At 70.6% G+C, this 26,657-nt stretch carries 35 protein-coding genes; 16 read left to right on the top strand and 19 right to left on the bottom strand.

Features of this window, described 5'->3' with window-relative positions; translation table 11 throughout:
• The first annotated feature begins 11 nt into the window (after positions 1-11).
• The 5 genes from AU196_RS13685 (at position 12) to AU196_RS13705 (ending at position 3,448) form a co-directional block, all read left to right on the top strand.
• Entirely contained in the window at positions 12-704 is a 693-nt protein-coding gene (locus tag AU196_RS13685) for an HAD family hydrolase (RefSeq protein WP_059095620.1), read from the top strand.
• A 7-nt stretch (positions 705-711) separates the two neighbouring features.
• Complete coding sequence (locus AU196_RS13690; RefSeq protein WP_059095621.1) at positions 712-1,170, top strand: nitroreductase family deazaflavin-dependent oxidoreductase; 459 nt, start codon at positions 712-714, stop codon at positions 1,168-1,170.
• An 11-nt stretch (positions 1,171-1,181) separates the two neighbouring features.
• Positions 1,182-2,093, top strand: a complete 912-nt coding sequence (locus AU196_RS13695; protein ID WP_059095622.1) for a 1,4-dihydroxy-2-naphthoyl-CoA synthase — start codon at positions 1,182-1,184, stop codon at positions 2,091-2,093.
• Between the two features lie 85 nt (positions 2,094-2,178).
• Positions 2,179-3,054, top strand: a complete 876-nt coding sequence (locus tag AU196_RS13700; protein ID WP_059095623.1) for an SDR family oxidoreductase — start codon at positions 2,179-2,181, stop codon at positions 3,052-3,054.
• A 22-nt stretch (positions 3,055-3,076) separates the two neighbouring features.
• Complete coding sequence (locus AU196_RS13705) at positions 3,077-3,448, top strand: VOC family protein (protein WP_059095624.1); 372 nt, start codon at positions 3,077-3,079, stop codon at positions 3,446-3,448.
• A 5-nt stretch (positions 3,449-3,453) separates the two neighbouring features.
• Here the strand turns inward: AU196_RS13705 and AU196_RS13710 are convergent, their stop codons facing one another.
• Genes AU196_RS13710 through AU196_RS13720 form a run of 3 tightly spaced genes read right to left on the bottom strand, consistent with a single transcriptional unit; the run spans position 3,454 to position 5,336 of the window.
• On the bottom strand, positions 3,454-3,759 hold the full coding sequence (locus AU196_RS13710) for a DUF3349 domain-containing protein (protein WP_059095625.1): 306 nt from the start codon (positions 3,757-3,759) through the stop codon (positions 3,454-3,456).
• 10 nt (positions 3,760-3,769) lie between these two features.
• Positions 3,770-4,048, bottom strand: coding sequence for a hypothetical protein (locus AU196_RS13715; protein ID WP_059095626.1), 279 nt, complete (start codon positions 4,046-4,048; stop codon positions 3,770-3,772).
• Positions 4,049-4,085: 37 nt separating this feature from the next.
• Positions 4,086-5,336: an inorganic phosphate transporter gene (locus AU196_RS13720; protein ID WP_059095627.1), complete on the bottom strand. Its 1,251-nt coding sequence runs from the start codon at positions 5,334-5,336 to the stop codon at positions 4,086-4,088.
• 216 nt (positions 5,337-5,552) lie between these two features.
• Here AU196_RS13720 and AU196_RS13725 point away from each other — a divergent pair, with 216 nt between their 5' ends.
• The 3 genes from AU196_RS13725 to AU196_RS13735 all read left to right on the top strand — a co-directional run bounded on the left by AU196_RS13725 (position 5,553) and on the right by AU196_RS13735 (position 7,647).
• Positions 5,553-5,852: a DUF3349 domain-containing protein gene (locus AU196_RS13725; RefSeq protein ID WP_059095628.1), complete on the top strand. Its 300-nt coding sequence runs from the start codon at positions 5,553-5,555 to the stop codon at positions 5,850-5,852.
• A 68-nt stretch (positions 5,853-5,920) separates the two neighbouring features.
• The gene (gene menE / locus AU196_RS13730; protein ID WP_059095629.1) at positions 5,921-6,988 is read left to right on the top strand and encodes an o-succinylbenzoate--CoA ligase; all 1,068 of its coding nucleotides are present in this window, start codon (positions 5,921-5,923) and stop codon (positions 6,986-6,988) included.
• A 44-nt stretch (positions 6,989-7,032) separates the two neighbouring features.
• Complete coding sequence (locus AU196_RS13735; RefSeq protein ID WP_059095630.1) at positions 7,033-7,647, top strand: MSMEG_1061 family FMN-dependent PPOX-type flavoprotein; 615 nt, start codon at positions 7,033-7,035, stop codon at positions 7,645-7,647.
• A gap of 8 nt (positions 7,648-7,655) precedes the next feature.
• Here AU196_RS13735 and AU196_RS13740 read toward each other — a convergent pair whose 3' ends face one another.
• Complete coding sequence (locus AU196_RS13740) at positions 7,656-8,087, bottom strand: hypothetical protein (RefSeq protein ID WP_059095631.1); 432 nt, start codon at positions 8,085-8,087, stop codon at positions 7,656-7,658.
• A gap of 2 nt (positions 8,088-8,089) precedes the next feature.
• Positions 8,090-8,626: a DUF2231 domain-containing protein gene (locus AU196_RS13745; RefSeq protein ID WP_231737566.1), complete on the bottom strand. Its 537-nt coding sequence runs from the start codon at positions 8,624-8,626 to the stop codon at positions 8,090-8,092.
• Between the two features lie 108 nt (positions 8,627-8,734).
• On the opposite strand from AU196_RS13745, the gene AU196_RS13750 reads away from it, so the two are divergent.
• Positions 8,735-9,457 (top strand): helix-turn-helix transcriptional regulator, encoded by a 723-nt coding sequence (locus AU196_RS13750; protein WP_059095632.1) that lies wholly within the window; start codon positions 8,735-8,737, stop codon positions 9,455-9,457.
• On the opposite strand, the gene AU196_RS13755 is transcribed toward AU196_RS13750, so the two are convergent.
• The 3 genes from AU196_RS13755 to AU196_RS13765 form a co-directional block, all read right to left on the bottom strand.
• Entirely contained in the window at positions 9,448-10,332 is an 885-nt protein-coding gene (locus AU196_RS13755) for a universal stress protein (RefSeq protein ID WP_059095633.1), read from the bottom strand. The two genes, AU196_RS13750 and AU196_RS13755, sit on opposite strands and share 10 nt — an antisense overlap.
• Positions 10,333-10,444: 112 nt before the next feature.
• Positions 10,445-10,900, bottom strand: coding sequence for a cyanase (gene cynS, locus AU196_RS13760; protein WP_059095634.1), 456 nt, complete (start codon positions 10,898-10,900; stop codon positions 10,445-10,447).
• Positions 10,897-11,751, bottom strand: coding sequence for a formate/nitrite transporter family protein (locus tag AU196_RS13765; RefSeq protein ID WP_059095635.1), 855 nt, complete (start codon positions 11,749-11,751; stop codon positions 10,897-10,899). The genes cynS and AU196_RS13765 overlap by 4 nt, the downstream gene beginning before the upstream one ends.
• A 187-nt stretch (positions 11,752-11,938) precedes the next feature.
• On the opposite strand from AU196_RS13765, the gene AU196_RS13770 reads away from it, so the two are divergent.
• The 3 genes from AU196_RS13770 (at position 11,939) to AU196_RS25175 (ending at position 15,262) form a co-directional block, all read left to right on the top strand.
• Complete coding sequence (locus AU196_RS13770; RefSeq protein ID WP_059095636.1) at positions 11,939-13,294, top strand: glycosyltransferase family protein; 1,356 nt, start codon at positions 11,939-11,941, stop codon at positions 13,292-13,294.
• A gap of 62 nt (positions 13,295-13,356) precedes the next feature.
• A complete protein-coding gene (locus AU196_RS13775; RefSeq protein WP_231737567.1) occupies positions 13,357-14,679 on the top strand; it encodes a molybdopterin-dependent oxidoreductase in 1,323 nt (440 codons plus the stop codon).
• A 1-nt stretch (position 14,680) separates the two neighbouring features.
• Positions 14,681-15,262 carry a hypothetical protein gene (locus tag AU196_RS25175; protein ID WP_157546311.1) on the top strand — a complete coding sequence of 194 codons (582 nt, stop codon included), beginning with the start codon at positions 14,681-14,683 and terminating at the stop codon, positions 15,260-15,262.
• Here AU196_RS25175 and AU196_RS13780 read toward each other — a convergent pair.
• Genes AU196_RS13780 through AU196_RS13790 form a run of 3 tightly spaced genes read right to left on the bottom strand, consistent with a single transcriptional unit; the run spans position 15,144 to position 17,101 of the window.
• Positions 15,144-15,773: a methyltransferase domain-containing protein gene (locus AU196_RS13780; protein WP_059095637.1), complete on the bottom strand. Its 630-nt coding sequence runs from the start codon at positions 15,771-15,773 to the stop codon at positions 15,144-15,146. The two genes, AU196_RS25175 and AU196_RS13780, sit on opposite strands and share 119 nt — an antisense overlap.
• Before the next feature lie 3 nt (positions 15,774-15,776).
• On the bottom strand, positions 15,777-16,448 hold the full coding sequence (locus AU196_RS13785; protein WP_059095638.1) for a TIGR04282 family arsenosugar biosynthesis glycosyltransferase: 672 nt from the start codon (positions 16,446-16,448) through the stop codon (positions 15,777-15,779).
• Positions 16,445-17,101 (bottom strand): glycosyltransferase family 2 protein, encoded by a 657-nt coding sequence (locus tag AU196_RS13790; RefSeq protein WP_059095639.1) that lies wholly within the window; start codon positions 17,099-17,101, stop codon positions 16,445-16,447. The genes AU196_RS13785 and AU196_RS13790 overlap by 4 nt, the downstream gene beginning before the upstream one ends.
• 101 nt (positions 17,102-17,202) lie before the next feature.
• On the opposite strand from AU196_RS13790, the gene AU196_RS13795 reads away from it, so the two are divergent.
• Positions 17,203-17,916, top strand: a complete 714-nt coding sequence (locus tag AU196_RS13795) for a response regulator transcription factor (protein ID WP_059095640.1) — start codon at positions 17,203-17,205, stop codon at positions 17,914-17,916.
• Positions 17,903-18,928: a sensor histidine kinase gene (locus AU196_RS13800; RefSeq protein WP_059095641.1), complete on the top strand. Its 1,026-nt coding sequence runs from the start codon at positions 17,903-17,905 to the stop codon at positions 18,926-18,928. Before AU196_RS13795 ends, AU196_RS13800 begins: the two co-directional genes overlap by 14 nt.
• A gap of 13 nt (positions 18,929-18,941) precedes the next feature.
• Here the strand turns inward: AU196_RS13800 and AU196_RS13805 are convergent, their stop codons facing one another.
• From AU196_RS13805 to AU196_RS13820, 4 genes are read right to left on the bottom strand one after another with little or no spacing between them, the layout of a single operon-like run.
• The gene (locus tag AU196_RS13805; RefSeq protein WP_059095642.1) at positions 18,942-20,066 is read right to left on the bottom strand and encodes an NAD(P)H-dependent flavin oxidoreductase; all 1,125 of its coding nucleotides are present in this window, start codon (positions 20,064-20,066) and stop codon (positions 18,942-18,944) included.
• 20 nt (positions 20,067-20,086) lie between these two features.
• Complete coding sequence (locus AU196_RS13810; protein ID WP_059095643.1) at positions 20,087-20,914, bottom strand: alpha/beta hydrolase; 828 nt, start codon at positions 20,912-20,914, stop codon at positions 20,087-20,089.
• Position 20,915: 1 nt separating this feature from the next.
• Positions 20,916-21,947: an NAD-dependent epimerase/dehydratase family protein gene (locus tag AU196_RS13815; protein WP_059095644.1), complete on the bottom strand. Its 1,032-nt coding sequence runs from the start codon at positions 21,945-21,947 to the stop codon at positions 20,916-20,918.
• Positions 21,944-22,720 (bottom strand): S-methyl-5'-thioadenosine phosphorylase, encoded by a 777-nt coding sequence (locus AU196_RS13820; RefSeq protein ID WP_059095655.1) that lies wholly within the window; start codon positions 22,718-22,720, stop codon positions 21,944-21,946. Before AU196_RS13820 ends, AU196_RS13815 begins: the two co-directional genes overlap by 4 nt.
• A 78-nt stretch (positions 22,721-22,798) precedes the next feature.
• Here AU196_RS13820 and AU196_RS13825 point away from each other — a divergent pair, with 78 nt between their 5' ends.
• Positions 22,799-23,668, top strand: a complete 870-nt coding sequence (locus tag AU196_RS13825; protein ID WP_059095645.1) for a 1,4-dihydroxy-2-naphthoate polyprenyltransferase — start codon at positions 22,799-22,801, stop codon at positions 23,666-23,668.
• A gap of 4 nt (positions 23,669-23,672) precedes the next feature.
• On the opposite strand, the gene AU196_RS13830 is transcribed toward AU196_RS13825, so the two are convergent.
• From AU196_RS13830 to AU196_RS13840, 3 genes are read right to left on the bottom strand one after another with little or no spacing between them, the layout of a single operon-like run.
• Complete coding sequence (locus AU196_RS13830; RefSeq protein ID WP_059095646.1) at positions 23,673-24,017, bottom strand: ester cyclase; 345 nt, start codon at positions 24,015-24,017, stop codon at positions 23,673-23,675.
• Between the two features lie 47 nt (positions 24,018-24,064).
• Complete coding sequence (locus AU196_RS13835; protein ID WP_059095647.1) at positions 24,065-25,108, bottom strand: aminotransferase class V-fold PLP-dependent enzyme; 1,044 nt, start codon at positions 25,106-25,108, stop codon at positions 24,065-24,067.
• Positions 25,105-25,422, bottom strand: coding sequence for a DUF4229 domain-containing protein (locus AU196_RS13840; protein ID WP_059095648.1), 318 nt, complete (start codon positions 25,420-25,422; stop codon positions 25,105-25,107). Before AU196_RS13840 ends, AU196_RS13835 begins: the two co-directional genes overlap by 4 nt.
• Before the next feature lie 48 nt (positions 25,423-25,470).
• On the opposite strand from AU196_RS13840, the gene AU196_RS25840 reads away from it, so the two are divergent.
• Positions 25,471-25,635 carry a hypothetical protein gene (locus tag AU196_RS25840; protein WP_197415787.1) on the top strand — a complete coding sequence of 55 codons (165 nt, stop codon included), beginning with the start codon at positions 25,471-25,473 and terminating at the stop codon, positions 25,633-25,635.
• Positions 25,636-25,639: 4 nt separating this feature from the next.
• Here AU196_RS25840 and AU196_RS13845 read toward each other — a convergent pair.
• Positions 25,640-26,657: MinD/ParA family ATP-binding protein (locus tag AU196_RS13845; protein WP_059095656.1), on the bottom strand; the 1,018-nt coding region annotated here is incomplete at its 5' end.

Consider the following 26,657-nt stretch of genomic DNA (forward strand, 5'->3'; position numbering starts at 1 on the left):
GACGTGGCACCATGGCTGAGATGACTGTCCGAGCGGCGTTGTTCGACTACTCCGGCACCCTCTTTCGCCTCGAGGAGGACGAGAGCTGGTTCACCGGTATCGAGGTCGACAACCAGGAGGTCGACGGCCACGTCCAGGCCGAGTTGCTGCGCCGCCTGACCGCGCCGACCGGGCGGTCGGTGCAGATGACCCCCGAGGCCGACCACGCGTGGGTCAACCGCGACCTCGCACCGCACCTGCACCGCGAGGCCTACCTGCACGTGCTGCGCGAGTCGGGGCTCGCCGACCACCACGCCGAACAGCTCTACCGCCGGGTGATCGACCCGGCGTCGTGGACGCCGTACCCCGACACCGCCGACGTGCTCGCGGGGCTGCGCCGTCAGGGCGTCAGGACCGCAGTGGTGTCCAACATCGCGTTCGACGTCCGGCCGGCGTTCGCGGCTATCGGCGCCGACCGGGACGTCGACGAGTTCGTGCTGTCCTTCGAGGTCGGCGTCACCAAACCCGCCCCGGAGATCTTCACCACCGCGCTGACCCGGCTGGGCGTCGAGCCGGCCGACGCGGTGATGGTCGGCGACAGTGACGAGGCCGACGGCGGGGCGCGCGCCGTCGGTTGCCGGTTCGTCCTCGTCGACCCGCTGCCCACCACGGAGCGCCCCACCGGTCTGCGCGATGCGCTGTCCGCCGTCGGAATCGAGATCTAGGAGGCATATGTCGGAGGAACGCATCCGCCCACCGTGGTGGCTCAAACCGTTGAACAAGGTCGTGATCGCCTCGTCGAAACTGGGGCTGCCGGTCTTCGGCAAGCAGGGTCCGACGGTCCTCACGGTGACCGGCCGTAAGAGCGGCAAGCCGCGGCCGACACCGATCACCCCGATGTACGTCGACGGGAAACGTTATGTGGTGGGCGGCTTTCCGGGTGCGGACTGGGTGCGCAACGCACGGGCCAACCCCGAGGTGACCCTGACGCAGAACCGCCGCGACGAGCGGGTCCGCATGGTGGAGGTGCCTGCCGACGAGGCCCGGCCGCTGCTGCGGCAGTTCCCCACCCTGGTACCCACCGGGGTCGAATTCATGAAGAACGCCGGACTGGTCACCGAGGCCACGCCCGACGAGTTCGAGGCGCTGGCGGGCCGCTGCGCCGTCTTCCGCTTCGACCCGATGACGTAGGTTCTCCTGCCATGAGCGACAACCCGTTCGACCCGTCGGTCTGGCAGCCGGTGCCCGGTTTCGACCTGACCGACATCACCTACCACCGCCACGTCGTCGACGGCACTCCTCAGCCGACGGTGCGCGTGGCGTTCGACCGGCCCGAGGTGCGCAACGCGTTCCGCCCGCACACCGTCGACGAGTTGTACCGGGTGCTCGACCATGCCCGGATGTCCCCCGATGTGGGCGTGGTGCTGCTCACCGGCAACGGCCCGTCGGCAAAGGACGGCGGCTGGGCGTTCTGCTCCGGCGGTGACCAGCGGATCCGCGGCCGCACCGGCTACCAGTACGCCGCCGGCGAGACCGCCGAGACCGTGGACGCCGCGCGCGCAGGCCGATTGCACATCCTCGAGGTGCAGCGCCTCATCCGGTTCATGCCGAAGGTGGTGATCTGCCTGGTCAACGGCTGGGCGGCCGGAGGCGGGCACAGCCTGCACGTGACCTGTGACCTCACGCTGGCCAGCCGCCAGCACGCGCGGTTCAAGCAGACCGACGCCGACGTCGGCAGCTTCGACGGCGGATTCGGCAGCGCTTACCTGGCCCGTCAGACCGGCCAGAAGTTCGCCAGGGAGATCTTCTTCCTCGGCCGCGCCTACGACGCCGAGCAGATGCACGCGATGGGCGCGGTGAACGCCGTCGTCGACCACGCCGACCTCGAATCCGAGGCGCTGCAGTGGGCCGCCGAGATCAACGGCAAGTCCCCGCAGGCGGTGCGGATGCTCAAGTTCTCGTTCAACCTCATCGACGACGGACTGGTCGGTCAGCAGGTGTTCGCCGGGGAGGCGACCCGGCTGGCCTATATGACCGACGAGGCCGTCGAGGGGCGGGACGCGTTCCTGCAGAAGCGCGATCCCGACTGGTCGGCGTTCCCGCGCTACTTCTAGACGGTGATGTGTGCACGATTTCGAGCGGTGAGCGCGCGGAATCGTGCACAAATCACGAGAAACTCGTCGGGCCTAGACTCCCGGGGTGAGCAACAACCCGCTGCGCCGCCTGTCCGACACGTTGATGCTGACCAGCATGCGGCCCTCGATGGCCGAGCAGTTCCTGCAGCCGCGCGCGGACGTCGACCTCACCGGTAAGCGGATCCTGCTGACCGGCGCCTCGTCGGGTATCGGTGAGGCCGCCGCGGAGAAGTTCGCCCGCCGCGGAGCCACGGTCGTCGCGGTGGCCCGCCGTCAGGATCTGCTCGACGCGCTCGTCGAGCGGATCACCACCGCGGGCGGCGCCGCCACGGCGCGCGCGTGCGACCTGTCCGACCTCGATGCGGTCGACGAATTGGTGGCCGAGGTCGAGGAGCGGCTCGGCGGCGTCGACATCTTGATCAACAACGCGGGCAAGTCGATTCGCCGCCCGCTGGCGGACTCGCTGGAGCGCTGGCACGACGTCGAACGCACGATGGCGCTCAACTACTATTCACCGCTGCGGCTGATCCGCGGGCTGGCGCCCGGCATGATGGAGCGCGGCCACGGCCACATCGTCAACGTCGCGACGTGGGGCGTGTTCAGCGAGGCCTCACCGCTGTTCGGGGTGTACGTCGCCTCGAAGGCCGCGCTGTCGGCGGTGAGCCGGGTCATCGAGACCGAGTGGGCCGAGAAGGGTGTGCACTCGACCACGCTGTACTACCCCCTGGTGAAGACACCGATGATCGCGCCGACCCGGGCCTACGACCGGGTGCCGGGGCTCAGCGCGCAGGAGGCGGCCGACTGGATGATCGCCGCGGCGCGCCACCGTCCGGTGCGGATCGCGCCCCGGATGGCCGTCACCGCGCGGGCCGTCGACTCGCTGGCGCCGACGTGGTTCAACGCGATCGTCAAGCGCCAACAGTTCCAGCCGGGCGCCTGACCACCGTGATAGACACGACCCCATGGAGATCCTCGCGAGCCGGATGCTGCTGCGGCCGGCGGACTACGAGCGGTCGCTGCGGTTCTACCGCGACGGGGTCGGGTTGGCGATCGCGCGTGAGTACGGCGGCGGGACGGTGTTCTACGCCGGCCAGTCACTGATCGAACTGGCCGCCCACGGCGGCCCCGACGCCGGCGGCACACTGTGGCTGCAGGTGCGCGACGTCCACGCCACCCAGGACGAATTACGCGGCCGCGGCGTCGAGATCGCCAGGGAGGCACGGCAGGAGCCGTGGGGACTGCAGGAGATGCACGTGACCGATCCCGACGGCGTCACGCTGATCTTCGTGCAGGTGCCCGACGACCATCCGTTACGCCGGGACACCCGCGGCTGACGGTCTCAGCGCACCGGTGAGGCCAACGGCCAGCCGACCGAGGCCAGCCGCGCGGCGACCTGGTGCACCTCTTCGGGGTTGGGCTCTTTCGAGATCACCTCGTGCACAGCCGCCCGGATCTCGTCCTCGGTGACCGTGTCGGAGTCCGTCGAGCGCAGGATCGACTGCGCGGCCCTGACGACCTCCTCCTCGGTGAGCGACCGCTTGAGCAGCGCCAGCAGCGGGAAGTAGTCCTTCGGCGGGACGCCCTGCGGGTATCCGTCGCGCAGCCAGGTGAGCACTTTGTCCATGACGCCGGTGTTGTCTGTCATCGCCGGTACCTCACTTGGCGAACGGGAAGAGGTCGAGGCCGAACTGATGCTCGATCGTGGACCGGGTGATCCACAGCAACCCCACCAGGATCACCGCCCCGACGATCGTGAACAGCGCCACCCCAAGGTATTTCAGCGCGGGATTCGGGGCGTGGGCGGCGCCGTCGCCGTCGCCGCCGTCGGTTCCGGCGGAATACGCCACCAGCCCGCAGGCGAACAGGGCGGGCAGGCCCGCGCCGAGGATCAGGCCGACGACCAGCACCCGCAGGATGCTCTCGAGGTGAACCATTCCCAGTGTCCTTCAGTCGTTCTCGGGTGTCGGTCGGTCAGACGGCCGCGACGTCTCGGTCCGGTGCGCCGGGCGCGGATTCACGCAGCTCGACAGGCACCACGGAGTTGGTGTCGGCGTCCCAGTCGGCGTTGACGTTGCGGTGGTCGACCTTCTGCTGCTGGGCGCGCCACCACAGCCCGAACGACGTGCCCACCAGGATCAGGAAGATCAGGCCGTCGCCCACCAGCTGGGTGGTCATCCCGGCCACCGAGTGCGAGAGCCAGAAGGCGAGCGCCCCGACCAGACCCGCGGCGGGCAGCGTGACCAGCCAGGCCACCGCCATCCGGCCGGCGACGGCCCAGCGGACGTGCGCGCCCGGCTTGCCGACACCGCTACCCAGGATCGAGCCGGTGGCGACGTGGGTGGTGGACAGCGCCATGCCCGCGGCGCTGGAGCTGAGGATGATCGCGGCCGACGACGCCTCGGCGGCCAGTCCCTGCGGCGACTCGATCTCGACCAGACCCTTGCCGAGAGTGCGGATGACCCGCCAACCGCCGAGGTAGGTGCCCAGGCCGATGGCCAGCGCGCAGCTGGCGATGATCCAGAAGGGCAGACCGTCCTCGGCCACGTCGCCGGTCAGGTGGCCGGTGGTGATCAGGGCCAGTGCGATGACGCCCATGGTCTTCTGCGCGTCGTTGGTGCCGTGCGACAGTGCGACGAGCGACGCGGTGGCGATCTGTCCCCACCGGAAACCCGATTCGCGGCGCTTGCGGGCCACCTTGCGGGTGATGCGGTAGACCAGCCAGGTGCCGCATCCGGCGACCAGACCGGCGATGAGCGGGGCGGCGATCGCGGGGATGAGCACCTTCTGGGTGACGCCGGACCAGTTCACCCCCGACAGTCCGATCGCGGCCAGGCCCGCGCCCATCAGCCCGCCGAACAGCGCGTGCGACGAACTCGACGGAATGCCGAACAGCCACGTCAGCAGGTTCCACAGGATGCCGCCGACGAGCCCGGCGAAGATGATGGTCAGCCCGGTGGACGCGTCGATGTTCGGGAGCAGCGATCCGGTCTTGCTGTCCTGGATCTTGAGCACCGAGGTGGTCACGGTGACGGCCACTTCCACCGACAGGAACGCGCCCACGAGGTTGAGCACCCCGGCCAGGGTCACCGCCGTCTTGGGCTTCAACGCGCCGGTGGCGATCGACGTGGCCATCGCGTTCCCGGTGTCGTGGAACCCGTTGGTGAAGTCGAAAGCCAGTGCCGTCGCGATGAGCAGCACCAAGATGATCAGCTCGGAACTCACGGCTTCACATTCTGCTGTGCCATGACTCCCAGAACCAAAAACTAGCGGGCCTAATTTCCGGTGTGTCCTGGACTTATGGCCCGTTCCCGGCGGTGTTCACCAAGTGTTCATCCGGCGTGCAGTCGCCGTTGGCCGTCGGCGGGCGTCACCGACCGGAGTTACCATCGACTGCCTGCGGGCGACCGGTCTTCGGCGCGCCCGGGAAAGTGACCCCACGTGCCCAACTTCCTCGCCAGAATCGTCGCCTGGATCACCGACGGCTATCCCGAGGGCGTCCCCGGGGCGGACCGGGTGCCGCTGCTCGCGCTGTTGCGTCGGCGCCTGACCGACGAGGAGGTCGCGGCCGTGGCGCAGACCCTCGTCGACCGGGGCGAATTCGATCAGTTCGACATCGCGGTGATGATCACCTCGATCACCGACGACATGCCCACCGAGGCGGACATCGACCGGGTCCGCGCCCGGCTCGCCGCGCGCAGCTGGCCACTCGACGACCGACAGTCCGGGGAGGACGCATAGCCGTCCTGCGCGCCCTCGCCGTCCCGCCCGGCCCTGCGGCGCTCGAGATCCTGCCCGCCGTCGAGGACATGCTGACCGGCCGCGGTCCGGCGCTGCTGCCCACCCCGGCCGGCGACGCCGCGCAGGGCGCGCTGCTGCGGGAGGCGCTGCGGGCCGGCGCGCCGATCGGCGACGACGTCGCGGTCGTGGTGCCGACGTCGGGTACCACCGGCAGACCGAAGGGCGCAATGCTCCCCGCCTCGGCACTGATCGCCAGCGCCGAGGCAGCCCACGAGCGGCTGGGCGGGCCCGGACGGTGGCTGCTCGCACTGCCCGCCCATCACATCGCCGGGCTGCAGGTGCTGGTGCGCAGTGTCGTCGCCGGTGAGCGGCCGGTCGCCGTGCCGGCGAGCTTCGAGGCACCGGATCTGGTGTCGGCGGTGGCGGGGATGGGCGCCGGACCACGGTACGTGTCGCTGGTGAGCGTGCAACTGGACAAGGCGCTGCGCGATCCGGCGGCCACCGCGGCGCTCGCCACGTTCGACGCGGTGTTGATCGGCGGCGGGCCGATGCCCGCGGGCCTGTCCGAAAAAGCCTCTGCCGCAGGGGTTCCCGTGGTGCGGACGTACGGCATGAGCGAGACCGCCGGAGGCTGCGTCTACGACGGGGTGCCGCTGGACGGGGTGCGGGTGCGCCTGGACGGATCCCGCATCCTGCTCGGCGGGCCGACGCTGGCCACGGGATATCGCAATCCCGTGCGGCCGGACCCGTTCGCCGAGCCGGGCTGGTTCCGCACCGACGACGTCGGCGCGCTGGACGGCGGCGTGTTGCGGGTGCTGGGCCGCGTGGACGACGCGATCAGCACCGGCGGGCTGACCGTGATGCCCCCGCTGGTCGAGGCGGTGCTGTCCCGCCATCCAGCGGTCGCCGACTGCGCGGTGTTCGGGGTCGCCGACGAGCGGTTGGGCCAGCGGGTGGTGGCCGCGATCGTCGTCGCCGCGGGCCGGCCGGCGCCCACGGTGGCGGAGTTGCGCGCGCACGTCGCGGGCGAACTGGACGTGACGGCCGCCCCGCGTGAGGTGCATGTGGTCGAGGAGGTGCCGCGCAGGGGCATCGGCAAGGTGGACCGCCCCACGTTGCGCGCGCGATTCGGCTGACGGCTGGCCCCCATCTTTCGTCCAAGGCCGGGCATGATGGCGCCATGCGTCGAGAAGTCACCTCCGTCGAGGAACTGCGCGACATCGTCGGCCATCCGAACAGCTTCGTCGCGAACAAGGTGAGGCCGCGCTTGTCATCGGTACAGCAGGAGTGGTTGCGGGCCGCGTCCCTCGGTTTCGTGGCGACGACCGACGCGGCCGGCAACCTCGACGTGTCCCCGAAGGGGGACCCGGCCGGCTTCGTCCACATCATCGACGACCAGACGATCGCGATCCCCGAGCGACCCGGTAACAAGCGGGTCGACGGATACCTCAACGTGCTGGACCGGCCGCGGGTCGGCACTGTTTTCGTCATCCCCGGCCGCGGTGACACGTTGCGCGTCAACGGCAGCGCGCGCGTGTTGGCCGACGCCGACTACTTCGACGCGATGGTGGTCAGCGGGAAGCGCCCGATCCTCGCGCTCGAGATCAGCGTCGAGGAGGTGTTCTTCCACTGCGCCAAGGCTTTTCTGCGTTCCGGCGCATGGAAACCTGAATCGTGGACCCCGGATGCCGTCCCGAGCGTCGCGCAGCTGGCCAAGGCGTTCACACCCGATCTGACGCAGGCCGAACTCGACGACTACTTCTCCGAGGACAGCTTGCGCAAGCAGCTGTACTGACCCGGCCGTCAGCCGCCGATCTCGAGGATCGCGAGCAACCCGAGCACCACGGTGGCGGCGGCGAGTACACCGTGTCCGAGCACCACCGCGACGGGGAACGAGCGCTCGGGCGCATCCGGAATCGGCGAGGCGCCTCCGCCGACCGGCTGGCGCCCGCTCCGGTACACCGGCAACCAGCGCAGCACCATGACGACGCCGAGCGCCGCGACCGGCACCAGAAGCGCCAGCGCGACCCAGCCGATCGGGTGGTTGTCGGTGACGACGTAGACGATCCAGAGCACCAGGCCGAGGGCCGCCAGGGCGAAGTGGCCGAACACCACCGCGGGCGGCAGATGGGTTCTCGTACGGTCGCGGTGACCACCACCGCCCACCCACTTGGCGAGCATGAAGGCGCCGCCGCCCGCGGTCAGGATCCAGGCGATCAGTGACGCGATACCCATGGTTACCTCCCTGTGCCGGTTACTCGACTCCCCTCGAACCCCTCCGCCTGCGTCGATTCGTCGGCGACGCGCACGCCGTACCGGTAGGACAGCATCCCGCCCAGATAGCCCGACATCGCGAGCATCGCGAAGCCGGCCAGCGACAGCGCCAGTTGTCCGTATCCCACCGCGGCGTCCTGGGGATAGGTCGCATGTCTCCAGGCGAAGCCGGCGATGTACAGCCCGGTGACGGTCAGGTTGAGCGCCATGTGGAGCAGGCCGATCCGGTGCGCGCGGGTGCCCGAGGGAATCCCGATCAGGTCGACGAAGCCGACCGTCGCGGCCGCCAGCGCGCCGAGCACGCCGATCGCGATCAGCCACTCGGCACCCCTGGCCAGGAACGCCGGTTCGTCGACGACGTGCGAGGCGATGTCGAAGACCAGGCTGGCCGCCCATGCGCCGATCGGGACGGTGACCAGGATCGGATGGAACGGGTGTCCGTAGGGTCCGGCCAGCATCGCACTGACGGGGCGCTTGGCCTGGTCGGGTGGTGTACTCACCTCCACCTCCCCACATCGCCGGGGTTTAGATAATCAATTTTGGTCTTATTGGCCCGGCCGGTCAAGAGCGCATTTTCGACCATCTTCGTTGGCGATATCGTGGAAAACGTGGACCCCGACGGCCGAAGCGCGCACCCCGGCTCGATCCGCGCGGTCGCAGCCCTGGGTGACGACATGCGGCGACGGCTCTACGACTTCGCCCGCCACGAGCGGCGCCCGGTGAGCCGTGACGAAGCGGCGTCGGCTGTCGGCATCTCGCGCAAGCTCGCCGCATTCCACCTCGACAAGCTCGTCGACGTGGGCCTGCTGCGGTTCCGCTTCCTCCAGCCGGCCGGGGACCGTGTTGGCCGACCGCCGAAGGTGTACGCACCCGCCGACGCCGAGTTCACGGTGAGCATCCCGCCGCGCCGACCCGAACTGCTCGCCGACATCCTGGCGCATGCGGTCCTCGCCGACGGCGGCGCTCAGGCATCGGTGCAGGCCGCTGCGGTCCAGATCGCTCACCAGCGCGGTGTGGCCGCCACCGCCTCGTCCCCCCGCCCGCGAAGGGGGCGCATGGGGGCCGAGCGCACGCTGCGCCTGGCCGAAGAGGTACTCGCCGGCAACGGCTTCGAGCCCCACCGCGACGGAGGCGGATGCATCCGACTGCGGAACTGTCCGTTCCACCCGCTGGCACGCGACCTGCCGGAGCTGGTGTGCCGGCTCAATCACGCCTTCGTATCGGGTGCGCTCGACGGGTTGGGCGGCGACGGCGTCGAGGCCGTGCTCTCACCGGCCGCCGGGGAATGCTGCGTCGAGGTGCGGCCGACGCGGCACCGTGATCAGGGCTGACGCGCCACGATCACCGGCATCCGGGCGGACTGCACGACCTCGGAACTGACCGAGCCGAGAAGCATGCCCGCGAAGCCGCCGCGGCCGTGGCTGCCGACGACGAGCAGCTGCGCGCCTTCGGACTGCTGCAGCAGCTGGTGCGCCGGCCGGTCGCGCACCAGCACCTTGCGCACCGTGACATCGGGGTAGGTCTCGCAGTAGCCGGCGAGCCGCTCGGCGATGATGCGCTCACCGCGGTCGGTGTAATCCACCCACTTGATGTCGGGGAACTCGTAATCGACGTCGTTCCAGGCATGCACGGCCACCAGCTCGACACCGCGGCGCGACGCCTCATCGAACGCGATCGCGATCGCGTGCTCGGCGGCCTCGGAGCCGTCGTCGTCGACCACGACGGGCGCCCGGTCCGGATGGTCCATCAGCGGATCCTCGTCGTGGATCACCGCGACCGGACAGTGCGCATGGTGCACGACGGCGGTGCTGACGGATCCGAGCAGGCGCCTGCCCCAGTCGCCGAGGCCGCGGCTGCCGACGACGACCATCTCGGCGTCCTTCGACATGTCGATCAGCGTGGCCTTCGCCTCACCCGGGATGACCTGTTTCACGACCGTGAGATGCCTGCCCTCGGCGGCACGCTCGGCGATCGCGGTCGCCTCGGCCATCACGCGCGTGCTGCGTTCGGCCTGCCAGCGCAGATACTCCTGGGGCGCGGGCACCTCGATCCACATCTGGATGTTCTTCGGCGCGATGACGTGGACGATCGTGAGCGGCACCCCGCGCCCCGCGGCGTCGCGTGCCGCCCAATCCACCGCCACCTTGCCGGCCGCGGAGCCGTCGGCACCGACGACGATGCCGTGAAGTGTTGTGGGCGAGGACATTCTCGACACCTCCCAGTGCGGTTGAGGCACAGGTTAGCCGAGGCGGATGTCCCGAGCGCGGGGCCATGGGGCCCCGCGCCGATGGACCAAAGTCCCTAACGCCCGCGGTGGGTCATTGCTCGGCGGCCGTCCAGTCGTAGGGCAGGAACTTGCCGTCCAGCGTGACCACCACGCGGTCCCCCGCGGGATGCGCCTTTCGCTGCACGTCGATGCTGAAGTTGATGGCGCTCATGATCCCGTCGCCGAACTCCTCGTGGATGAGTTCCTTGATGGCACCGCCGTACACCTGGAGCACTTCGTAGAAGCGGTAGATGGTCGGGTCGGTGGGCACCGCGGTGGGCAGGCCGCCGCGCATCGGGACCGCCGCCAGCACCGGAATCGCGGCATCGTCCAGATCGAGCATGTCGACGAGGATCTTGCCGCTGTCGGCCGGGATCGGGTGTTGGCCGAGCAGCGCGGCGATGGTCCACACCACCGGCCGGTCGATGGCATCGGCGAGTTGTTGCCACGTCAGCTGTTTGGCCAGCCGAGCGGCCACGATCTCGGCGGTGATCTGGTCCCGGGTCACGCGCGCGCCTCCACCGGCAGGGCGAACTGCTCCGGTTCGACGGGCCGGTTCCACTCCGTGCCGGTGCGGGCATGGGTGGCGTACAGCGTCAACCCGACGAACGCCAGGCCACCCACGAGGTTTCCGACCACCGTGGGGATCTCGTTCCACACGAAGTAGTCCATCACCGAGAAGTCACCGCCGAGCATCAGACCGGACGGGAACAGGAACATGTTGACCACCGAGTGCTCGAAACCCATGTAGAAGAACAGCATGATCGGCATCCACATCCCGATCACCTTGCCCGACACCGACGTCGACATCATCGCCGCCACGACACCGGTGGAGACCATCCAGTTGCACAGCACGCCGCGGATGAACAGCGTCAGCATGCCGGCGGCGCCGTGTTCGGCATATCCGACAGTGCGGCTGTGGCCGATCTCGCCGAGTTTCTGGCCGACCTCGTTGGGATCCACGGAGAATCCGTAGGTGAAGATGATCGCCATCATGAACGCGACGGTGAGCGCACCGGCGAAGTTGCCGACGAACACCAGCCCCCAGTTGCGCAGCAGGGACCGCACCGTCACTCCCCGCCGCTTGTCGAGCAGAGCGAGCGGGACGAGCGTGAAAACGCCGGTGAGCAAATCGAACCCGAGCAGGTAGAGCAGGCAGAACCCGACCGGGAACAGCAGGGCGCCGACGAGCGCGTTGCCGGTCTGCACGGTGATGGTCACCGCGAACGCCGCGGCCAGCGCGAGGATCGCCCCGGCCATAAAGGCGCGGATCACGGTGTCACGGGTGGACATGAACGCCTTGGTCTCCCCGGCGTCGATCATCTTCGTGACGAACTGCGCTGGATTCACATAGGACATGGGTCGTCGCTCCTTGTTGAAGTGAGTGGCAGCGGCGGACGACGGCACTGCCGGCAACCTTGAGCCCAGCTTGGCGAGCGCCTGTGTCGGGCACGTAAAACGACGTTGACGGCGCGTCACGGTTAGTTCACCGAAGCCGGAGCGCAGCTGTGAGCCGTGGCGGGCGGCGGCCCCATAGGCTGGCCGGGTGCGCGCCTATCGCAGGGAGACGATCGCCGCCGTCGTCGGTCTGGTCCTCGTGGTGACGGCGTTCGTGGTTCCCCACCTCCACCTCGATGTCGTCACACCGCTGATCAATGCGACCCCCGAGCGGTTCCGCAGCTTTGCCGCCACCTCCCCCGTGTTCGGCTGGTGGAACGCCCACATCGGATGGGGCACCGTGCCCGCCGTCGTCATCGGCCTCACCGCCGTCATCTGGGGCCGGGCGCTGGCGCAGCGACTCACCTGGCGGACCTTGGTGGTCGCGACTTGGGCGACGTCGGCGGCGTGGGCGTTCTCGCTGGCCATGGTCGACGGCTGGCAACGCGGTTTCGCCGGTCGGCTGACCGCCCGCCACGAATACCTGCGGCAGGTCCCGACCGTCACCGACATCCCGGAGGCCGTGCGCACCTTTTCCGACCGCATCCTCGACTACCAGCCCGACTCGTGGATCACCCATGTGTCCGGGCACCCGCCCGGCGCGCTGCTGACCTTCGTCTGGCTGGACCGCATCGGGCTCGGCGGCGGCGCTTGGGCCGCAGCGCTGTGCCTGATCGCCGGATCCAGCGTGGCCGCGGCCATCCTCGTGGCGGTCCGCGCACTGGCCGACGAGCGCACGGCGCGCCTCGCCGCGCCGTTCCTCGCGGTGGCGCCGACCGCGATCTGGGTGGCGGTGTCGGCCGACGGCTACTTCGCCGGAGTCGCCGCCTGGGGTATCGCGCTGCTGGCGTTGGCGGTGCGCCGCGCCGGCCGCCGCCCCGAACTGTTCGCGGTCGGGGCGGGTCTGCTGCTGGGGTGGGCCATCTTCCTCAACTACGGCCTGGTGCTGATGGCACTACCTGCCGTCGCGGTGCTGATCTGCTCGGCCGACTGGCGCGCGGCACGGCGCGCGCTGCTGCCCGCGGTCGGCGCCGCCCTCGTGATCACCGTGGTGTTCGTCGCCGCCGGCTTCTGGTGGTTCGACGGGTACCAGCTGGTCCAGGAACGCTACTGGCAGGGGATCGCGACCGAGCGACCGTTCCAGTACTGGGGATGGGCGAACTTCGCCTCCGTCGTCTGTGCGATCGGATTGGGCAGCGTCGCGGGACTCGGCCGGGTCTTCGACATTGCGGCCATCCGCGCGCGCTGCGGCCTGCACCTGTTGCTGCTCGGCGCCCTGGCGGCGATTCTCTGTGCCGATCTGAGCATGCTGAGCAAGGCCGAGACCGAAAGGATCTGGCTGCCTTTCACGATGTGGATGGTCGCGGCGGGCGCGCTGCTGCCGGTACGCACGCAGCGGTGGTGGCTCGCCGTCAACGTGCTCGGCGCACTGCTGATCAACCACCTCATCCTGACCAACTGGTGACGAAGCGCTGCGGGTAGCGCCTTTCCGATACCGACGGCGCCGCAGGTCGGCAGAATGCCAGCATGGGTCCCGAGAAACCGGAGGGTCGCCCGCTCCGCGGGCTCCGGTTCACCAGCCCGCTCCGCGGGCTCCGGTTCACCAGCCCGCTCCGCGGGCTCCGGTTCACCAGCCCGCTCCGCGGGCTGTGGCTCACCTCCGTCCTCGGTGCCGTCCTCCTCATGACGCTGCCGATCGTCACCGTCACCGGCCTGCTGTCCTACATCGCCTACGGTCCGCAGTTCGGGCAGGCCATCCCCGCCGACGTCGGCTGGCTGAAACTGCCGACGTTCGACTGGCCCACCGATCCGTCGTGGCTCTACCGGCTGACCCAGGGCGTGCACGTCGGGCTTGGCCTCATCCTGATCCCGGTGGTGCTGGCCAAACTGTGGTCGGTGATTCCCAGGCTGTTCGTGTGGCCACCGGCCCGGTCGATCGCCCAACTGCTGGAACGCATCTCGCTGCTGATGCTGGTCGGTGGCATCCTGTTCGAGATCGTCACCGGCGTGCTCAACATCCAGTACGACTACATCTTCGGATTCAGCTTCTACACCGCCCACTACTACGGGGCCTGGGTGTTCATCGCCGGGTTCCTGATCCACATCGCGATCAAGATCCCGCGGATGCGGGCGGGGCTGCGGTCGATGCGGCTGCGCGAGGTGATGCGCACCGACCGCGCCGGCACCCGGCCCGAGGCTTTCGAGCCCGACGGGCTGGTGACCGCCGACCCGGCTGAACCGACGATGAGCCGCCGCGGCGCCCTCGCCCTGGTCGGCGGCGGCGCGCTGTTGATGGCCGTGCTGACGGCCGGGCAGACCCTCGGCGGGCTCACCAGACAGGCGGCGCTGCTGCTGCCGCGCGGCCGCTCGTACGGCGACGGCCCGAACGACTTCCAGGTCAACCGCACCGCCCGCGCGGCGGGCATCACCACCGCGGCGACGGGCGAGGGGTGGCGGCTCACCGTGCGCGGCGGCCCGCAGCCCGTCGTTCTCGACCGCGCCGCGCTGGCGGCCCTGCCCCAGCACACCGCCCGGCTGCCGATCGCCTGCGTCGAGGGATGGTCGACCACCCAGACGTGGAGCGGGGTGCGGTTGCGTGACCTCGCCGCGCTGGCCGGGGTGCCCGAACCGGTCTCGGCCCGCGTCTCGTCGGTCGAGCGGCGCGGCGCGTTCAACCGGGCGCGGTTGCAGGCCAACCAGATCCGCGACGCCGACGCACTGCTTGCGCTGCGCGTCAACGGTGCGGACCTCTCCCCCGACCATGGGTTCCCGGCGCGGGTGATCGTGCCCGCGCTGCCCGGTGTGCACAACACCAAATGGGTGGGCGCGATCGACTTCGAGGCGCGCTGAGATGCGGGCCTTCCGCACGGTGTACGGATCGCACCCGCTGCATCTGCTGACGCTGATCGCCGGCTTCGCGTTGTTCGGCTACACCGTCGCCACGATCGGCCTTGCCGCCCTGTGGAATCCGCGCACCTGGTGGCAGTCGATCGTGGTGTGGTTCGCCGCCGCCGTCATCCTGCACGACCTGGTGCTGTTCCCGCTCTACGCGCTCGTCGACCGCATACTGACGCTGTCCCAACGCATCTCGGCGCCGGTACCCGCTCTCAACCATCTCCGCGTTCCGGCGCTGGGCGCCGCCCTCACGTTCGTGGTGTTCAGTCCCGGGATCCTGCGGCAGGGTGCGCCCGCCTACACAGCGGCCACCGGACAGACGCAGGAACCGTACCTCGGCCGCTGGCTGCTGCTGGTCGCCGCGATGTTCGCGCTCAGCGCCGCGGCGTACGCGGTCCGGTTGGGCAGGACCCGACGGGCTACGGCGCGGCCAACGTCGCGAGCACCCGGCGCCCGGCCGGATGCAGGCCCGTCATCGTCAACCCCGCCTCCTCGGCCAGCTCAGCCGCACAGTCCACCCCCACCGACGCCCACCTGAACCACGGCCCCACGGTGTTCGACGACTCCAGCCGCACCATGGTGTCCTGCACCCCCCGGGTCTCCGAGTCGAACTCCACGACGCAGCGACCGCCCGGGCGCAGCAGTTCGGCCGCGCGGCGCAGCACCCGCCTGGGGTCGCCGCCGAGGCCGATGTTGCCGTCGGCCAGCAGCGCGGTCTGCCACCGCCCGAGCCCGGGTAACACGCCGAACACGTCACGGCGCAGCGCGGGTGCGCCGTTGCGCCGCGCCAACTCGACCGCGGTGGCGGACTGGTCGACACCGAGAGCCGGGATGCCGCGGCGGATCAGATCGGCGACCAGACGTCCTGGGCCGCAACCCAAGTCGATCGTCGGCCCCTCACAGAGCAGCACCACCGCCCGATCGAACAGCCGGTCGGCGTGCCGTCCACCGAGCCAGCTGCGCACCGGTAGCGTCTTCACCTCCCCGTCACCGCTGCGGATCCAGCACCGTTCCCCGTCGAGCGCGCGGTCGTAGAGGTTGCCCAGCATCGGTCACAGCCCCGCCGCGGCCGTCGCGAACGGGAACCGCCCGCCGGGCGGACAGCAGCGCCGGACTGCTTCGACATCGGCGACGGTGTCCACATCGGCGAGCTCGTCGACCAAAACCACGTTGATCCCCCTGTCCTGCAGCGCCTTCCGCGTCAGCGCACCGGTGTCGTCGCGCGACATCGGCACCTCCCGCAGGCAGTCGGCCATCGCCGCGGTCCGGACCCCGAGCAGCCACCAGCCGCCGTCGCGCGCCGGCCCCAGCACCGCCTCGGCGCCGAGCAGCGTGTGAGCGCACCGCGTCAACAGGTCGGCGGTGACCTGGGGGGTGTCCATGCCGATCTGGAGAATCGGGCGGTCCCCCACCGCCGCGGCGGCGTCGGCGTGCGCGTGAGCCAGGCGTTCGGCGAACGAGTCCCCGCGCTGCTCGACGATGGTGAATTCGGCGAGCCGGGCGCGCAGCACCGCGCTGTTGTGCACCTCGTCGAGGTCGCCGGTCAGCGCCACCACACGCGCCGACACGGGTGTGGCCAGGACCGCGTCGAGTGTGTCGAGCAGCGCCGCCGCCGCGATCACCGCGGCCAACTCGAAGCCGACGGTGACGGCCAGTCGCGTCTTCGCCAAGCCGGGCACCGGGGCCTTGGCGACCACGAGCACCGTCACCGGCAACTCCGTCACTCGATCACCCGCCAGAAGTCCAGCGCGGCCACCGCGCTGCCGCGCACCGAGCCGCTGACCTTCGATCTCCCGCCGGTACGCGGACCGTAGGTGACGTCGCGTTCCACGACGCGCCAGCCCGCGGCGGCTGCGCGCACCAGCAGTTCCAGGGGATACCCGGATCGGCGATCCCGCACACCGAGCGCGAGCAGATCGTCGCGGCGGGCCACCCGCATCGGCGCGATGTCATGGACGGGCAGACCGTGGCGGTGCCGCAACCGCCAGCACACCGCCGCCGTCCCGAGACGGGCATGCCACGGCCAGCGCAGACCCGGCACCGCCCGTCGCCTGCCGACCGCCAGGTGCGCACCCTTGTCCAGTTCGGCCACCAGGGCCGGCAGTTCACGCGGGTCGAGCGATCCGTCCGCGTCGAGCACGGCGACCACCGGGGTGGTCGCCGCCAGCACCCCCGCGTGCACCGCGGAGCCGTAGCCCGGGCGCGCCTCGTGCACGACCTCGGCGCCGTGCCGCCGGGCCACGTCCGCGGTGCCGTCGGTGCTGTTGTTGTCCACCACCAGCGCGCGGTAGCCGTCGGGCAGCGCGGCCAGGACCGCCGGTAGCGACGCCGCCTCGTCCAGGCACGGCAGTACTACCGTCACAGGACACTCGGGCATAGCAACGAGGCTAACCACCCCGATGGGCGCCCACCTGGGGCAACAGTGACGAATCTCTGACATCGGCGCAGGTGGTGGGCGTTGACGGCTAACCTCGAAGGGTGACACGCGTCCTGATCGCCGACGACGACTCCGTCGTGCGGGACGTCGTGCGCCGGTATCTCGAACGCGACGGTCTGGAAGTGGCGATCGCCCGCGACGGCACCGAGGCGTTGCGACTTCTCGGCACCGAACGCATCGACGTCGCCGTGCTCGACGTGATGATGCCCGGTCCCGACGGGCTGACACTCTGCCGCACCCTGCGCCGGCGCGGCGACCACACCGTTCCGGTCATCCTGCTGACCGCGCTCGGAGAAGAGGACGACCGCATCGCAGGACTGGAAGCCGGCGCCGACGACTACCTGACCAAACCGTTCAGCCCTAGGGAACTGGCGCTGCGGGTGCGTTCGGTGCTGCGCCGCTCCCCCGCGCCGGTGGGGGTCACCCCGGTCGACCTGAAGGTCGGCGCGCTCACGATCTCGGCGGCTGCGCGGTCGGTCACCGTCGACGGCCAGCCCGTCAGCCTCACGAACCGCGAATTCGACCTGCTCCTGTTCTTCATCACCCACGCCGACACCGTGTTCACCCGCGAAGAGTTGCTCAAGCAGGTGTGGCGCTGGGACTTCGGCGATCTGTCCACCGTGACCGTGCACGTCAAGCGGTTGCGTTCGAAGCTCGGCGACCAGCACCGGGTGCAGACGGTGTGGGGCCGGGGCTACATGTGGAGCGACACCGCGGGCGCACGTGAGGGCCTGAGCACCGGTGCCGTCAACTGACGTCTGGGAGATCGGCGCCTGGGCGCTGGCCTGCTCGATTCCGGTGGTGCTGGCCGGTGCGCTGATCATCCGGTTGGCCCGGACGTGGTCGCTGGCGGTCAGCATGGTCGTGCTCGTGCTGATCCCCGTGCTCGCGACGTTCACCGGCGTGCTGGGCGCCAGCGGGTTCATGATCACCGAGACGTTCGAGCCGATCGCCGTCGTGCTCGTGGTGGTCGCCGTGGTCACCATCCCCGGCGCGGTGATGCTGGGCCGCTATCAGGCCCGCCGCACGGTGTGGGAGCAGGAAATCCGCGAGTCCGAGCAGGCGGCCGAGATGTCGCGGCGGCAACTCGTCGCGTTCGTCAGCCACGATCTGCGCACCCCGCTGGCCGGGATCCGCGCGGTGTCGGAGGCCATCGCGGACGGTCTGGTCGGCGGCGACGAGGTGCGCGCACACGCCAAACACATCGAGCAGGAGTCGATCCGGCTGTCGGAAATGGTCGACGACCTGTTCGAGATGAGCAAGATCAACGCCGGGGCGGTGCAACCGGCGTTCGACCGGGTCGCGCTCGACGAGGTCGTCGACGACGTGCTGGCCGCCCACCGGATCGCCGCCGAACGCGCCGGGGTGCAGCTGCGCGCCGAGCTGCCCGACGAACCCGTGCAGGTGCTCGGCAGCGACCGGGCGCTGGTGCGGGTGCTGTCCAACCTCGTGGCCAACGCGATCGCGCACACCCCGGAGGGCGGCCGCGTGCAGCTGGCGCTCGGCTCCGACGAGGACGTCGCGTGGGCGCGGGTCGACGACACCGGGGCCGGCATCGACGAGGCCGACCTGCCGCGGGTGTTCGACGTGGCCTACCGCGGCTCCAACGACCGCGTCCCGCGCGACGACGCCTCGCTGCCGAGCGGTTCGGGGCTGGGCCTGGCCATCGCCGCCGGCCTCGTGCAGGCGCACCGGGGCACGTTGTCCGCGCACAACCTCGACACCGGCGCGCGTTTCGAGGTTCGGCTCCCGCTGGCCCTCGACTGATCGGCGATGGGGGTCAGTCCGGCAGCGAGTTACCCAACCGCTCCGCGGCGGCCAGATAGTCCTCGATGAATTCGCGCACGACCTCGCGCGCCGGTTTGACCTTGTTCATCAAGCCCACGCCCTGGCCGACGAAGTAGGTGGACAACTGCTGCGCTCCGGGGTGCCCCTGCGCGGCGAGCACGTCGATGCGGCGCAGCAGCGGTTCGGCGAGCATGTTCTGCAGCGGCAGGGGCAGCGGCCGGCGCTCCCCGCGCGGCGCCCAGGCCTGCGTCCAGTCCGACACCAGCTGCCTGGCGGGTTTACCGGTGCGGCCCGCCGAGCGCACGGTGTCCCGCGACGTGGCGGCCAGCATCTTCTGCACGGTGTGCGGCGCGGTCTCGGCCTCCTCGGTGGTCAGCCACACCGAACCGGTCCAGGCGCCGTCGGCGCCCATCGCCACGGCCGCGGCCATCTGCCTGCCGGTCACGATGCCGCCGGCGGCGAGCACCGGCACCTTGGTGCCCGTCTCCTCGACGGCCTGGATCACCTCGGGGATCAGCACCAGAGTGGTCACCTCACCGCAGTGCCCACCCGCCTCGGTGCCCTGCGCGACGATCAGGTCGACCCCGGCGGCGACCTGTTTGACGGCGTGCTCGCGCGCGCCGACGAGCGCCGCCACCGGCACACCGCGTTCTCGGCCCGCCTCGATCATGTAGTCCGGGGGGACGCCGAGCGCGTTGGCGATCAACTTGATCGGATGACTCATCGCGACGTCGAGCAGTTCGCGGCCGGTGTCCCCCGACAGCGACGAGCCGCCGAGGCGCGGCGCGCTGTCGAGTTCGATGTCGTGGTCGGCCAGCAGCTTGGTGACGAACTCGCGGTACTCCGCGGGGATGCGGTCGGCGAGGTCGTTGCGCGAGAGGTTCTCCCCCTTGCCCTCGAACTTGGCCGGCACGATGATGTCGGCGCCGTAGGGCTTGCCGCCCACCTGTTCGTCGATCCAGGCGAGCTCCCGGTCGAGCTGTTCGGGGGTGTAGGCGGTCGCGCCGAGCACCCCGAAACCGCCGGCGTTGGTCACGGCGGCGACGACGTCGCGGCAGTGGCTGAACGCGAAGAGCGGGAAGTCGATGCCGAACTGTTCACATATCGCGGGTTTCACGCCACCAGTATCGCCCCGCCTCAGGCGCCGAATCCCGGGGCCTGCGCCAGGAACCGCTCGATCGCGCCGAGCATCTGCCGGCCGTCGAGCAGCGCCGGGTCGTTGTGCCCGGCATCCGGCACGAGCACGAACTCCTTCGGTTCGGCTGCGGCCTCGAACAGCCGCCGGCTCATCCGGGCCGGGACGATGTCGTCGCGATCGCCGGCGATCACCAACAGCGGGGCGTCGACCCTGCCGATCCGCTCGATCGAGGGGTAGCGGTCGATGAGCAGCCGCCGCACCGGCAGCCACGGGTAGTGCACGGCCCCCACGTCGGGCAGCGAGGTGAACGGTGAGCGCAGGATCAGCGCGGCGGGTGGGTGCTCGACGGCGAGACCGACCGCGACTGCGCCACCGAGCGATTCGCCGAAATACACGAGGCGGGTCGGGTCGACCTCCGGCTGTGCGGCCAACCACTCGCGGGCCGCCAGGGCGTCGGCGGCCAACCCGTCCTCGCTGGGCCGGCCGGGGTTGCCGCCGTAGCCGCGGTAGTCGAACAGCAGCACCGACAACCCCATGCGCCGCAGGGCGATCGCCAGCGCCGCCCGCATCGACCGGTCGCCGCCGTTGCCGTTGAACATCACCACACCGGGCCCCCGGCCGGCCGTCGGGAAGTACCACCCACCGAGGTCCAGACCGTCGGCGGTACGCACCACGACATCGCGCGCGCCCGGTGCCACCGCGCTCGCCGACGGCACGGGACCCGGTGCGGGGAAATAGATCAGCCGCCGCTGCTGGGTCCACAACAACGCCAACGCTCCCGCCGCCACGAGGGCGACGATAACGAGGATGCGCGCCCAGCGGGGCATGTCAGGCCCGCAACGGCGCGAAGGCGAACTCCCGCAGTCCGTCCCGCGGATCCACCACGGCCCGGAAACCCAACCGCTCGGCCGCCCGCTGCGGCGAGGCGACGATGTGGCGCACGTCGCCGCTGCGGTACTGCCCGGTCACCAGCGGTGGTGCGGCGGCGCGGATCTCGCAGAGTTCGGTGGCGACCTCGATGATCGAGATCGGCCGGCCGGAGCAGACGTTGAACGCCTCGAAACCCGGCAGTCGCGACTCGACCGCGGCCAGGTTCGCCGCCGCGACGTCGTCGACGTGGACGAAGTCGCGCATCTGACCGCCGTCCTCGAAAACCCTCGGGACGTCCCCGTTCTCGAGTTCGGAGCGGAAGATCGCCGCCACCCCGCTGTACGGGGTGTCGCGGGGCATGTGTGGGCCGTAGACGTTGTGGTAGCGCAGGGCGACCACCGACCCGCCGGTGGCTTCCGCCCATGCCAGCGCGTAGTGCTCCTGCGCGACCTTGCTTGCCGCGTACAGGCTTCGGGGTCGCAGCGGCTCGTCCTCCCCGACCAGCCGCCAGTGCAGTTCCTCGCCGCCGACGGGGCAGCGGTGCTCGAACACCCCGGCGTCGAGATCGGCACGGGTACGGGGCATCGGGTCGACGGGTCCGTGTGCGGGGCAGTCGAACCGGCCCTGCCCGTAGACCACCATCGACGACGCCAGCACCAGTTTCCGGATGCCCGCGGCGAACATCTCGGCGAGCAGCACCGTGGTGCCGTAGTCGTTGTGACTGCCGTACGACGGCGCGTCGGCGGCATTGACCCCGGCGCCCACCACGGCCGCCTGATGACAGACCGCGTCGACGCCGTCGAGCAACGGGGCCAGCGCGGTGGCATCGCGGATGTCGACCCGGTGCGTGCCGTCGGGAGGGCGTGCCGATCCACCGTGCGCGGCAGGCAGCATCACGTCCACGGCGACGACGTCGTGACCCGCCGATTCCAGCGCGGTGCGCACCCGCGAACCGATGAACCCGGCGGCGCCGGTCAGCAACACCCTCACGGCAACTCGATCGGCAGCGTCACGCCTTCGTGCGGCAGGCAGTGCTCACACGTCCGCTCGACGGCCACCTGGTCGATCGCCTCGTGCACCACCTTCTTGAACGGCACCAGGTTGCGCTGGAACTCGGCGAAGACGTCGACAGCCCGCACCCCTTTCCCGGTCTCGATACCCGCGTCCAGATCGGTGACCAATGCGATTGCTGCATAACACATCTCGAGCTCGCGAGCCAGCACCGCCTCGGGGTGGCCGGTCATGTTGACCAGCGTGAAGCCCTGGCTCGCGAACCATGTGCTCTCGGCGCGGGTGGAGAACCGCGGCCCCTGGATCACCACCATGGTGCCGCCGTCGACGACGCCGGGCAGGCCCGCGGCGGCCGCGCGCAGCGTCGGGCAATACGGATCGGCGAACCCGACGTGGATGCCGCCGGAGTCGAAGTACGTGTCGGCCCGCCCGCTGGTGCGGTCCACGAGTTGATCGGGCACCACCATCGCGCCCGGGCCCAGGTCGGGGGTCAGGCTGCCCACCGCGCACGGGCCGAAGATCCGCCGCACGCCCAGCGCGCGCAGCGCCCACATGTTGGCCCGGTACGGCACGGTGTGCGGGCTGAACTCGTGGTCGGCGCCGTGTCGGGGCAGGAACGCGACCTCGTGCCCGCCGACCGCGCCGACCGTGATCGCTGCGCTGGGAGCGCCGTAGGGGGTGTCGAGCCTGACGCTGCGCGCGTCGGGCCCGAAGAACGAGTAGAAGCCGCTGCCACCGATCACTCCGAGCATCGGTCCATTGTCGTCCATGTCCCCGTTTCCCGGGGTGAGCGAGGGGGCGCGACCGCGACGCGTGCGACGATTGCGCTCGTGGCAAGTTTCGCCGAGTGGGTCGAGGGTGCGCGCCCCCGCACGCTGCCCAACGCCGTCGCACCGGTGATCGCCGGCACCGGGGCGGCCGCGTGGCTGGACGGTGCGGTGTGGTGGAAAGCGCTGCTGGCGTTCGTCGTCGCGGTCGCGTTGATCATCGGGGTCAACTACGCCAACGACTACTCCGACGGCATCCGCGGCACCGACGACGTGCGCGCCGGGCCGCTGCGCCTGGTGGGGTCCAGGCTGGCCTCGCCGCGGGCGGTGCTCACGGCGGCGATCGCCAGCCTGGCCGTCGGCGCGGTGGCCGGACTGGTCCTCGCGGTGGCCAGTGCGCCGTGGCTGATCGCCGTCGGCGCCGTGTGCATCGCCGGGGCGTGGCTCTACACCGGCGGCTCGAAGCCCTACGGCTACATCGGGCTCGGCGAGGTCGCGGTGTTCGTGTTCTTCGGTCTGGTCGCCGTACTCGGCACGCAGTACACCCAGGCGCTGCGCGTGGACTGGGTCGGGCTCGCGCTCGCCGTCGCGATGGGTGCGCTGTCGTCGGCGGTGCTGGTCGCCAACAACCTGCGCGACATCCCCACCGACCGCGAGTCGGGCAAGATCACGCTGGCCGTGCGTCTCGGCGACGCCCGCACCCGCGTGCTGTACCAGGTGCTGCTGGGCACCGCGTTGCTGCTGACGCTGGTGCTGGTGCTCGCCACGCCGTGGTGTGCGGCCGGCCTGGTGGCGTCGCCGCTGGCGGTGCGGGCCGCGCGGCCCGTGCGCGGCGGGCTCGGCGGCAAGGAGTTGATCCCCGTCCTGCGCGACACCGGGCTCACCATGCTGGCGTGGGCGGTGGCCGTCGCGCTCGCACTCGCCTTCGGTTAGGGCGTCAGCCGGTCGACGTCCCGGTCCAGTACTCGGCGAACTTCCCGTCGGCCACCCGCAAAATGTCGTTGCCGGTGAACCGCACCGGGCCCTGATCGCCGACGCCGCTGCCGACCCAGCGCCCGGCCACCATGTCCCCCTCGACGAACGGGCCCACCTCGATCTCGAAGGTGAGGTCCGCCAGCATCCCGTGGGTCTGGTCGATGATCGCCTGCAACTCGGCAGGCCCGCGCACCTCGCGGTCCGGCCAGTGCCCGACGAAGTCCTCGCTCACCAACTCGGCGGCCACGGGTTCTCCGGCCCACAACCGGGTGATCCACTGCGCATAGAGGTCCTTGGGAGTCGTCATGATCGAACAGCTACCCACCTGCTCGGCCGGTCAAGCCGCGCGTCGGCTCACCCGAGCGCCTCGAGCAACCGGTCCAGATCGTCGGCGGTGTTGTAGAGATGGAACCCCACCCGCACCGCTCCGGCCCGCACCGAGGCGCGGATACCGGCGCGCTGCAGACGCGCCGCGGCGTCCCCGTGGCGGGCGGACGGCAGTGCCACGATCGCCGACGGGTGTGGCGGCAGACCCAATTCGGCACGCAGCGTCTCGGCCAGGCCCACGGTGTGCGCCTCGACCGCCGCCCGGTCGAGCCCCGCCAGCCACGGCAGCGTCAGGCCCGCACCCAGCGCGCCGAACCAAGCCGGCGAGGTGTCGAAGCGCCGCGCGTCGGATGCCAAGCGCAGCGGCAGCCCGTAGATCGAATCCCACGGTTCCTGCCCGGCGTACCAGTTCGCCGCGTGCGGCGTCATCAGCTCGGCGGTCCGGTCACTCACCGACATGAATGCGGTGCCGCGCGGCGCGAGCAGCCACTTGTAGGCCGACGCCACGGTCACGTCGGCCCAGCCGAGGTCGAGCAGCTTCCACCCAGCGGCCTGGGTGACGTCGACGATCGTGAGCGTGCCGCCGCCCGCCACACTGGCCCGCAGCGCCTCTGCGTCGAGTGCCGCGCCCGTCGCCGACTGCACCAGGCTGACGGTCACGAAGTCGTAATCACCGGCGGTGGCAACGAGTTCATCGGCGCTCAGTTCGGCCACCGACACCCCTCGCCCGGCCTGTGCGGCGAACGGAAAGGTGGTGCTGGTGAACTCACCGGCCAGTGTGGCGCCCCGGCTGCCGTCGGGGATCGCGGCGGCCACCAGACCCAGCGCCGCCGACGTGCTGCCCGCCATCGCCACGGTGCCGACCGGCACCCCGACCAGCGCCGCGTAACCCGCCCGGGCGTCCCGCACGGGCTGGTCGAACGACTTCGCGTCGAGCGTGCCCGCCTGCCACTCGGCAAGGCAGTCGTGCAGTGCGCGCATCAGGAACCGCGGGGGCAGTCCGAATGTCGGAGAGTTGAGAAAGCCTGCCGCTCCGGCGAAATCAGCGCCGTAGACCTGTCTCGCCGTCATGCCCCGGCGTCACCGGGCGGCTCCTCGCCGCGCAGTCGGGCCTGCAGCTGCTCGCGGTCCTTGCGCCGCCGGGCGTCGAACGCGGCGATGCTCGCGGTGGCCCGCTGCCGCAGCGGCGCGAACAGCCAGATGCCCAGCGGCAGGGCGATCACGAGCGCGAACAGAATCGCGATGACCAACGGGAACTCCCGCAAACCGAGCAGGTGGCCGACACCCAGGATCGCGGCCGCGAGCGCCACCACCAGGAGCAAGCGCGCGGCAACGTAGACGAGGACATCGACCACGAGACGGGCACCCTGGCGACTTTCCGACACGCTCCCGAGCCTACCGACGGCGCGTATATTCGATGCCAGGAGGTTTGAGTGGCGTATTTGCTCCTGATCATCGTTCTGGCCGGCTTGGTCTACATCGGCTGGCGGCTCATGCGGGTCAGTGCGACCCGGCCGCAGCGCCGTGTGATCGGACCCGATGACGACCCGGACTTCTTGCGGCGTCTCGGCCAGGACGACAACAACCCGCGGCAGTAGCCCGCTACCCGCGCTCGTCGTCGCGCCGTACCGCGCCGGCGAATCCGTCGGCCACCACACCAGCCAGTTCGAGCAGCGCCTGCCGCGTCGCGGGCTTGAGGCGGTCCAGGTCGATCTCCGCACCCTCTTCCAGATGCGGATCGAACGGCACCACCTGCACCGCGCGGCAGCGCCGCGAGAAGTGGTCGGAGACCTTCTGCAGGTCGACCTTCCCCGAGCGCGGCCGCACCGCGTTGATGACCGCGATCGCGTTCGACACCAGGGCCTGGTGTCCGTGCGCGTCGAGCCAGTCCAGGGTGGCCGAGGCGCTGCGCGCCCCGTCCACCGAACCGGAACTGATCACCACGAGCACGTCGGCGTGCGCGAGCACCGCCGTCATCGCCGAGTGCATCAGCCCGGTGCCGCAGTCGGTGAGGACCAGGCTGTAGAAGCGTTCCAGCACCTCGAGCGTGCGGGTGTAGTCGTCGGAGCTGAACGCCTCCGACACCGCCGGGTCGGTCTCCGAGGCCAGCACCTCCAGCCGGCTCGGCCCCTGCGAGGTGTAGGCGCGCACGTCGCTGTAGCGCTCGATGCCCTCGGCGTCGCGTAGCAGGTGGCGCACCGTGGCCGTCGTCTCCAACGGCACCTTCTGGCTCAGCGTGCCCCGGTCGGGGTTGGCGTCGACGGCCACCACGCGGTCCCCGCGGATCGAGGCGAACGTGGCGCCCAGCGTGGCGGTGATCGTGGTCTTGCCGACGCCACCCTTCAACGAGAGCACCGCGATGCGATAGCAGCCGCCCAGCGGTTGCTTCACCCGTGTGACGAGGCTGTCCTGCTGCGCCGCCCTGGGGCTCTCGCCGATGTTGACCAGTTTGAACGTCGCGACGTAGAGCCACTTGCGCCACCCGTGCGAGGGTGCGGGCCGGCCCAGCAGCGCCACGGTGGACAGGTCGAGGTACGGCGTCGGCGGTACCGGCAGCGGCTGCGACACCGGATGGGAGACCGGCGGCGCCGTCGCGGGGGGGGGGGGGGCGGCCGGGGCC

Origin of the sequence: Mycobacterium sp. IS-1742 (assembly GCF_001500125.1) — a bacterium.
In the GTDB taxonomy this organism is placed as follows: Bacteria; Actinomycetota; Actinomycetes; order Mycobacteriales; family Mycobacteriaceae; genus Mycobacterium.